This is a genomic window from Desulfofundulus thermobenzoicus (assembly GCF_009428905.1).
Lineage (GTDB): Bacteria > Bacillota > Desulfotomaculia > Desulfotomaculales > Desulfovirgulaceae > Desulfofundulus_A > Desulfofundulus_A thermobenzoicus.
Window position 1 is genome coordinate 1 of record NZ_WHYR01000143.1, and the last position, 562, is coordinate 562.

The following is a 562-nucleotide window of genomic DNA, read 5'->3' on the forward strand; positions in this document are numbered from 1 at the left end:
TGTTTAGAGCGTCTGCCTTTCAAACAAGCAGCCGGGTATTTCTTTACTTTTGGATGTTAGGAATCTTTCAGCTGACAGCGATGGTGACAATCAAACTATTGGATCAAAAGATCGGCACACCACTACTTGTCCTTACTTCTGGCCAGAGGTGGGGCGTCATTCTGCTCATGCTGCTATGCAACAAATGACTTCGCAAGAGCACTTGGAATTCCACGAGAAGGTGTTTTGAAAGCGACAGATGCCATTATTGAGGGTGTAGCGAAACCGCTTGATATCGGTAAAGTCAATGGCCATTATTTTATTAATATTGCTGGCGGCGGCCGGTTAACAGAGCTCACCTATGAGGTGCCTAGTAAACTGAAGACCATGCTTGGACAGCTTGCTTATTATTTAAAAGGCATGGAGATGCTTCCTTCTATCCGCCCGACAGAAGTCGAAATTGAATATGACGGCAAATTGTTTCATGGAGAAATCATGCTGTTTCTTGTTTCACTCACAAACTCAGTAGGCGGCTTTGAAAAACTAGCGCCAGATTCCATTTTAGATGATGGGATGTTTGACC

2 protein-coding genes are annotated in these 562 nt (G+C 44.1%); both read left to right on the forward strand.

The annotated features are described in order from the left end of the window. Positions 1-188: hypothetical protein (locus GFC01_RS19075; protein WP_207707651.1), on the forward strand; the 188-nt coding region annotated here is incomplete at its 5' end. Positions 189-225: 37 nt separating this feature from the next. Further along, positions 226-562, forward strand: a 337-nt coding sequence (locus GFC01_RS17920) for a YegS/Rv2252/BmrU family lipid kinase (RefSeq protein WP_243137690.1), incomplete at its 3' end; no start/stop codon positions are given.